The sequence below is a fragment of the Ramlibacter sp. genome, assembly GCF_013697775.1.
GTDB lineage: Bacteria > Pseudomonadota > Gammaproteobacteria > Burkholderiales > Burkholderiaceae_C > Ramlibacter.
Window position 1 is genome coordinate 1 of sequence record NZ_JACCWG010000024.1, and the last position, 7,213, is coordinate 7,213.

At 69.5% G+C, this 7,213-nt stretch carries 5 protein-coding genes and 1 pseudogene; 1 reads left to right on the plus strand and 5 read right to left on the minus strand.

All coding sequences use genetic code 11. The features are described 5' to 3' along the window. The 4 genes and pseudogenes from H0U68_RS01205 to H0U68_RS01220 all read right to left on the minus strand — a co-directional run. A pseudogene (locus H0U68_RS01205) lies at positions 1–549 on the minus strand (hypothetical protein); the annotation flags it as partial. 10 nt (positions 550–559) lie between these two features. Continuing rightward, positions 560–1,543, minus strand: a complete 984-nt coding sequence (gene dksA / locus H0U68_RS01210) for an RNA polymerase-binding protein DksA (RefSeq protein ID WP_296352336.1) — start codon at positions 1,541–1,543, stop codon at positions 560–562. Positions 1,544–1,748: 205 nt separating this feature from the next. Continuing rightward, a complete protein-coding gene (locus H0U68_RS01215; protein WP_296352337.1) occupies positions 1,749–2,807 on the minus strand; it encodes a GTP-binding protein in 1,059 nt (352 codons plus the stop codon). A 40-nt stretch (positions 2,808–2,847) separates the two neighbouring features. Further along, entirely contained in the window at positions 2,848–4,041 is a 1,194-nt protein-coding gene (locus H0U68_RS01220; protein WP_296352338.1) for a class I SAM-dependent methyltransferase, read from the minus strand. 73 nt (positions 4,042–4,114) lie between these two features. Between H0U68_RS01220 and H0U68_RS01225 the strand changes: the two genes are divergently transcribed. Continuing rightward, positions 4,115–5,845 (plus strand): 7TM diverse intracellular signaling domain-containing protein, encoded by a 1,731-nt coding sequence (locus H0U68_RS01225; RefSeq protein WP_296352339.1) that lies wholly within the window; start codon positions 4,115–4,117, stop codon positions 5,843–5,845. On the opposite strand, the gene H0U68_RS01230 is transcribed toward H0U68_RS01225, so the two are convergent. Continuing rightward, on the minus strand, positions 5,835–6,767 hold the full coding sequence (locus H0U68_RS01230) for a tyrosine recombinase XerC (RefSeq protein WP_296352340.1): 933 nt from the start codon (positions 6,765–6,767) through the stop codon (positions 5,835–5,837). The two genes, H0U68_RS01225 and H0U68_RS01230, sit on opposite strands and share 11 nt — an antisense overlap. Positions 6,768–7,213 lie beyond the last annotated feature (446 nt).

Below are 7,213 nucleotides of genomic sequence, written 5' to 3' on the forward strand. Positions count from 1 at the left end.
GGCTTCCAGCGCGCCCAGCTCGGCCGGTTCGGTTTTCTCGTTCTGGCGCAGCGGCGCGGGCTCAGTGCGGGTGTACGCCGAGGATTTTGGCTGCGCGCCCACCGGCGGACGGCCGCCCGGCTCGGGCGGCATGTGGGTGGACACCGGGAAAGCGCTGCTGCCGGTGCGCCCGGAGGCGCCCGCGTCGGCATGCTTGGTCTTCCACCACTGCATGGACATCTGCGCCTCGATCTCGTCGATCTTCTTCAGCGTGCTGGCGCGGTCGTCCGGCCGGGACGGCATGGAGCTCTGGAAGAACGAGGGGCGCGCGGCCGGATCGGACCCCGCCATCACCTCGCTGCGCCGCATCTTGCGCAGCATGTCGAACTCGCGCTTGCGCACGAAGTCGTTGCGCCGCTTGCGCTCGATCATCTCCTTGAGCATCTGCTTGGAGTACGCGCTCTCGCGCTCCGTGTCCTGCTGATCGAGGTCGGACCAATTGGTCGTGGGGTTCTTCACGAACCGCACGACCTTGGAGAGCAAGCCGGGGCTGTCGTCCTTGGGCGGCATGGCCAGGGAATCAGTCGCCGAACATCTTCTGTTTCAGTTCCCGGCGCTGCTGCGCTTCCAGCGACAGCGTGGCGGTCGGCCGCGCGAGCAGCCGGCCAACGCCGATCGGCTCGCCGGTTTCGTCGCAGTAGCCGTAGTCGCCCGCGTCGATGCGTCCGATCGACTGTTCGATCTTCTTGAGCAGCTTGCGTTCGCGGTCGCGCGTGCGCAGTTCCAGCGCGTGCTCTTCCTCGATGGTGGCGCGGTCGGCCGGGTCGGGAACGATGACCGTGTCTTCGCGCAGGTGCTCGGTGGTTTCACCGGCACTGTTGAGGATATCCGTCTTGAGTTGAACCAGCTTCAGGCGAAAGAACGCCATCTGCTTCTCGTTCATGTATTCGGTGTCCGGCATGGCCAGGACCTCGTCGTCGGACAGTTCCTCGGCGGACTTGGTCTTCCAGTTGTTGGCGAGCTTGGGGTCTTTTTTGATAGCCACGGCGGGCGGGGGAGTAATGACTGAAGGGGGGGAGGCCATGGGGATGTAGCTTGCCTTGGCGGCGTTCGATGCCACCGTCGCCGGCTTGGGGGGCGCCGACTGCGGGAGGGATGATTGTGGACGGGCCGGCGGCACAGACGACCGGCGCGCTGGCGCGGCGGGCTGGGTGCTCCGGATCGATGCGGGCGCGGAGACAGCCGCGGACGCCGTGGATTTTGCCTGAACGCCCGGCTTGGCCGCCGGCGCCTTGGCAGCAGGGGCCGGCGCGGGCGCCTTGGCCGCCACTGTCTTCTTCACCGCCGGCGGGGCCGGCGCCGGTACGGATGCCTTCTTTGCCGGCACCGCCTTGGCAGCCGGCTTCTTGGCCAGCTCGGCGGCCTTGGCCCCAGGTTTGCTCACAGCCGCGGGTTTGGCGGGCTTGGCCGCGGGTTTGGCGGCCTTGGCGGCCGCGTGCGGTGCCGGTTTCGCCTTGGCGACCGGCTGTTTGGCCTTCGCTGCGGCCTTGGGCTGGGGCTTCAAATCCGGTCTCCTCGCGAGGTGGGCGCGCGCGGTTGCTGCGACGGGGGGTCCCGCCGGCACCGCTTTTTATGGGGATGCGCCTTCATGATCGCGATTTATACCCTGATTGGCCTCCCTTGCACGGCAGTTATCTCGCTTTTCCTGCTGCCGGATGCCGCCGACGCGCAAGCCGCCCTGCCTCGGCAGTTGCGCGGGCGAGACAAACTTACACCAGGCACTGCTCCAGGCCTTGCAGGAAGATGTCCTTGGGCAGCTCGATGCCGATGAACACCATCTTGGACATGCGCGGCTCGCCCTCGGTCCAGGCCGGCCCCAGGTCGCTGCCCATCAGCTGGTGCACGCCCTGGAAGATCACCTTGCGCTCGGTTCCCTTCATGTCCAGCACGCCCTTGTAGCGCAGCATGCGCGGACCGTAGATGTTGACGATGGCGCCCAGGAAGTCCTCCAGCTTCGCGGGGTCGAACGGCCGTTCGGCGCGGAACACGAAGCTCTTGACGTCGTCGTCGTGGACGTGGTGGTGCGGGTGGTCGCAGTCCTCGCCGTGCTCGTGGTCGTGGCCCTCATGGCCTTCGTGGTCGTGCCCATGGTCATGGCCGTGGCCGCCGTCTTCCTTCAGGAAGTCCGGGTCGATGTCCAGCTTGGCGTTCAGGTTGAAGCCGCGCAGGTCGAACACGTCCGCGAGCGACACCTCGCCGAAATGCACCTGCTTTTGCGGCGCGCGCGGGTTTATGTGCTTCAGGCGGTGCACCAGGGCGTCGACTTCCTCCTTGGCCACCAGATCGGTCTTGCTGATGAAAATCTGGTCGGCGAAGCCCACCTGGCGCCGCGCCTCCTGGCGGTCGTCCAGCTGCTTGTCGGCATGCTTGGCGTCCACCAGCGTGAGGATGGAGTCCAGCAGGAAGCTCTCGGCGATCTCGTCGTCCATGAAAAAGGTCTGCGCCACCGGGCCGGGGTCGGCCAGGCCGGTGGTCTCGATCACCACCCGCTCGAAGTCCAGCAGGCCCTTGCGCTTCTTGGCGGCCAGCAGCTGCAGGGTGGAGCGCAGGTCCTCGCGGATGGTGCAGCAGATGCAGCCGTTGCTCATTTGCACGATCTGCTCCTTGGTTTCGGTGACCAGGATGTCGGCGTCGATGTTCTCCTCGCCGAACTCGTTCTCGATGATGGCAATCTTCTGGCCGTGCGCCTCGCTGAGCACGCGCTTGAGCAGCGTGGTCTTGCCCGAGCCGAGAAAGCCGGTGAGGATGGTGGCGGGGATGAGGCTCATGGGGATACTCCTGCGCCGTAGCTGGCGCGAAGCGGAGAGTTTACGGATTCGGCGACTTCCGCATGACGATCAGGCCCTTCAGGTACTCGCCTTCCGGGAACGCCAGCGTCATCGGGTGGTCGGGCGCGGCGCCCAGGCGTCCGGCGATGTAGCCGTCCACGCCGGCGTCGGCCCCGGCCGAGGCCACGATCTTGTGGAACAGCTCCGGATCGATCCCGCCCGAGCAGGAATAGGTGAACAGCACGCCGCCAGGCACCAGCAGCTGCAGCGCCAGCCGGTTGATGTCCTTGTAGGCGCGGGCGGCCCGCTCGGCATGCAGCGCCGTAGGCGCCAGCTTGGGCGGGTCCAGCACGATGGCGTCGAAGGTCCGGCCTTCGGCGATGAAGCGGCGCAGGCTGGCGTTCACGTCGGCGTCCAGGAACTGCGCTCTGCTCGCGTCGAAGCCGTTGCGCGCCACGTTGGCGCGCGCCCGCTCCAGCGCCGGCCCCGACGAATCGATCGACACCACCTCCGTGGCGCCGCCCGCCAGCGCCGCGATGGTGAAGCCGCCGGTGTAGCAATAGCAGTTGAGCACGCGCTGCAGGTCCAGCCGGCGCACCCAGTCGGCGAAGCGGCGGCGGCTGTCGCGCTGGTCCAGGTAGAAGCCGGTCTTGTGGCCCGACGCAATGTCCAGGCCGAGGGTCCAGCCGTGCTCCTGGATCGCCAGTTCGGTCGGGCCGTCGCCGCGCAGCCAGCCGGCTTCGGGCTGCAGGCCCTCGCGGCTGCGGGCGCTGGTGTCCGAGCGCTCGTACAGGCGCGCCAGGCCGGTGTGCTGCAGCAGCGCATCCGCCAGCGCGACCTTCCAGCGCTGCGCGCCGGCCGACAGGAACTGCGCCACCAGCGTGTCGCCGTAGCGGTCCACCACGAAGCCCGGCAGGCCGTCGGACTCGCCGTGCACCAGGCGGCAGCTGTCGCTGGGAATGTCCAGGCGCGCGCGCATGCGCACCGCCTCGGCCACGCGTTGCTGGAAGAACGCCGGCTCGATGCGCACGCCCTCCTCGAAGGTCCAGGCGCGCGCCCGGATCTTGGAGGCCGGGCTGAACGCGGCCCAGGCCAGGAAGGCGCCGTCGGCTGCTTCCACCCGCACGGTTTCGCCCGCATCGCCGCCGCCCTTGGCGACGGCCGAATCGAAGATCCACGGGTGGCGACGCAGCAGCGAGCGCTCACGGCCGGGTTTGAGGCGAATGGCTTTCATGCACGGATTGTCGTCCGCGGGGCAGACAGGACCGGGGCCCAGCCCGACAATACGGCGAAACGAGGAGCGGGACATGGTCTCGAACATGGGCGGCGCACGCTGGAGAACCAGCGTTGCGCCGCTGCTGTTTTTACTGCTGATGTGGGTCTTCCCGGGCATGGCGCGCACCGTGCCCGAGCTGGACGCCGCACGCCAGCCGGTGCCGCTGCTGGACTGGGGTGACGCCTGGATCGACCCGACCGGGCAGCTCGGGCCCGAGCAGGTGGCGACCGATCCCGCCATCGCCTGGACGCCCACGCGCCAGGACGCGGTGCATCTGCTGTCCACCGGCAAGGCGCTGTGGATCCGCTTCACGCTGCCGGCCGCGCCCGACGCGGAGCGCTGGTACCTGGAAATCCCCCACCCCTCGGTGGACCGCGTCACCCTCTACACGCCCGACGGCCTGGACCGCTGGGCCGGCCAGACCGCCGGCGACCGGCTGCCGGTTGCCGCCTGGCCGGTGCCGCACCGCCACCCGCTGCTGCCGCTGGAAGTGTCTGCCGAGCAGCCGCGGGCCTACCTGCTGCGGGTGGAGAACGCGCACAACTTCGGCGCGCCGCTCAGCTTCGTGAGCGAGAGCTACGTCAGCCAGCACGAGCAGCGCACCTCGCTGGTCCTGGGCATCTACTTCGGGCTGGCCGGCCTGGCGGCGGCGATGGCGGTGCTGAGCGCGCTGACGCTGCGCGACGAGGCCTACGCCCTGTATGGCTTGAACGTGGCGCTGACCGGGCTGAGCCAGGCCTGCCTGACCGGCATCGCCGGCCTGCACCTGTGGCCGCGCGCGGCGGCGTGGAACAACCTGGCGGTGCTGGTGGTGCCGGTGCTGGCCATGGGGGCGCTGCTGTGGTTCTTCTCCGCCACCGTGTCGCTGGCGCAGCGGTCGCGGCGCATGCACCGGCTGCTGCTGGTGCTGCAGCTGCTGTCGCTGCCGGCAGCGCTGGGCGTCGCCTTCATCGAGCCGTCGTCGCGCTTCGCGCTGATGGCGGCCTACGTCGCGCTTGCCGCCGCCTCGGGCATGCTCGCCCTGGTGTGGGCGGCGCGCCGCGGCGACCGCTGGGCCTGGTGGATGCTGGCCGCGTCGATCCCGGTGGGCCTGGGCGCGGCGTTCCCGCTGGCGCGCGCCAGCGGCCTGATGGCGGTGAACTTCTGGACCACGCACGGCCTGCAGATCGGCTTGGCGGCGGAGCTGCCGCTGGTGCTGATGATCCTGATGCTGCGCACCCAGCACCGCCGCGAAAACTACCGGCGCATCCACGGGCTGGACCGCATCGACCCCGGCACCGGCCTGATCAACGCCACCGTGTTCACCGAGCGGCTGGTGCGGCTGGTGGCGCGCTCGCAGCGCCAGCGGCTGCGCGGCGCGGTGCTGCTGATCGACATCGTGAATGTGGAAAGCATCCGGCGCGCTTATGACCAGCGCGCGGCGCAGGAGCTGCCGCTGCGCGTGGCCGGGCGGCTGCTGGCGGTGGCGCGCGAGATCGACAGCGTGGCGCGCCTGTCCGAGCAGCGTTTCGGCATGCTGCTGGAAGGCCCGCTCACGGCCGAAGACGTGGCCGCCGCCGCGCCGCGTGTGGTGGCGCAGTGCCTCATGCCCTACCGCAACAAGCCGCTGGACTGGGTGGCGCAGGTGCGCGTGGCGCAGGCGCTGGTGCCGATGGACGGCACCGACGTCCCGGACCTGCTGGCGCGCATGGACGCCTTGCTGGCCAGCGTGCCGCCCGACGCCAAGCGCGCCGTGTTCGCGCTGGGCAAGCCTACTTCTTGACGTCCGGTTTTCGGTGCGCGCGCGGATGCGCCGCGTCGTAGGCCTTGGCCAGGTGCTGGAAGTCCAGCCGCGTGTAGACCTGGGTGGTGCCGATGTTGGCGTGGCCCAGCAGTTCCTGCACGGCGCGCAGGTCGCCGCTGGACTGCAGAATGTGGCTGGCGAACGAGTGCCGCAGCATGTGCGGATGCACCGGTGTCGCCAGCCCGGCGCGCAGGCTGCGTCGGCGCAGCCGCTGCCAGATGGATTGCGGCGTCAAACGCGTGCCGCGCTGTCCGGTGAAGAGCGCCGCGCCCGTTGTGGGCACGTCGCCGCGCACGTCCAGCCACAGCCGCAATGCCTCGATGGCCTTGCTGCCCAGCGGCACGCTGCGCCGCTTGCCGCCCTTGCCCAGCACGTGCGCGTCGGCCGCGTCGAGGTCGATCCAGCCGCGCGCGCCGGCCGCGGCCTGCACGTCGAGCCCCACCAGTTCGCCCACGCGCAGGCCGCAGCCGTAAAGCAGTTCCACGATGGCCGCGTCGCGCGTCTCCAGCCAGGGATCGTCGTCCTCGGCGTCGAAGTCGGCCAGCTGCATGGACTCTTCCACGCTCAGCGCCTTGGGCAGCGGCTTGGGGGCTTTCGGCGCGCGCACGTCCTGCACGGGGTTGCTGTCTACCAAGCCTTCGCGGCCCAGCCAGGTGAAGAAGCCGCGCCAGCCCGAGAGGATGAGCGCGATGCCGCGTCCGCTGCGCCCGCCCGAATGCATCTGCGCCACCCAGCGGCGGATGTGGGCGTTCTGCACGCGGGTGAGTGGAATGTTGGCCTGCTGGGCGTTCGTGACAAGCTTTTGCATGTCGATTGCATAGAGCTCGACGGTGCGCTGGGCGAGGCGCTTTTCGACGCGGACGTGTTCGAGGTAGCGCTCGATGAGGGCTGTGTCGTCCATCTGTTTGTCAGCACTCGACAGACCACGCGGCAAAGCCGCGGCCGGGCCGCCTGGGGCGCGTCCACGAGGCGGTCGGCGCAGAGCGCCGACTCCCCTGCTTTGTTTGTTCTCGCGGCCCGCCGTAGAACTCACTGCGCGCCGCAAGCGGCGCTCCGTTCAGACAGCTACGGCGAATCAGAAACGAAGCGCGCTGCGCGCGCGGCCACGAGAACAAACAAAGCAGGCGCCTCGCGAACGACGCGCCCCGGGCGGCCCGGCCGCGGCTTTGCGGAGAAGGATCGGTACACGCTGCGAACGCCAACAGTGCAGCCTGTCGCGGCAGGCGGTGCCCGGGGAGGGCGATTTCTGGGGCGGCTGTGCTGATCGGGCCGGAGCCGGAAAAAATCGGCCCCCGATTTTTTATCGTTGACTGGCTCGCGGGCGCTGTTTGAGCGGAGCGTTTGCTC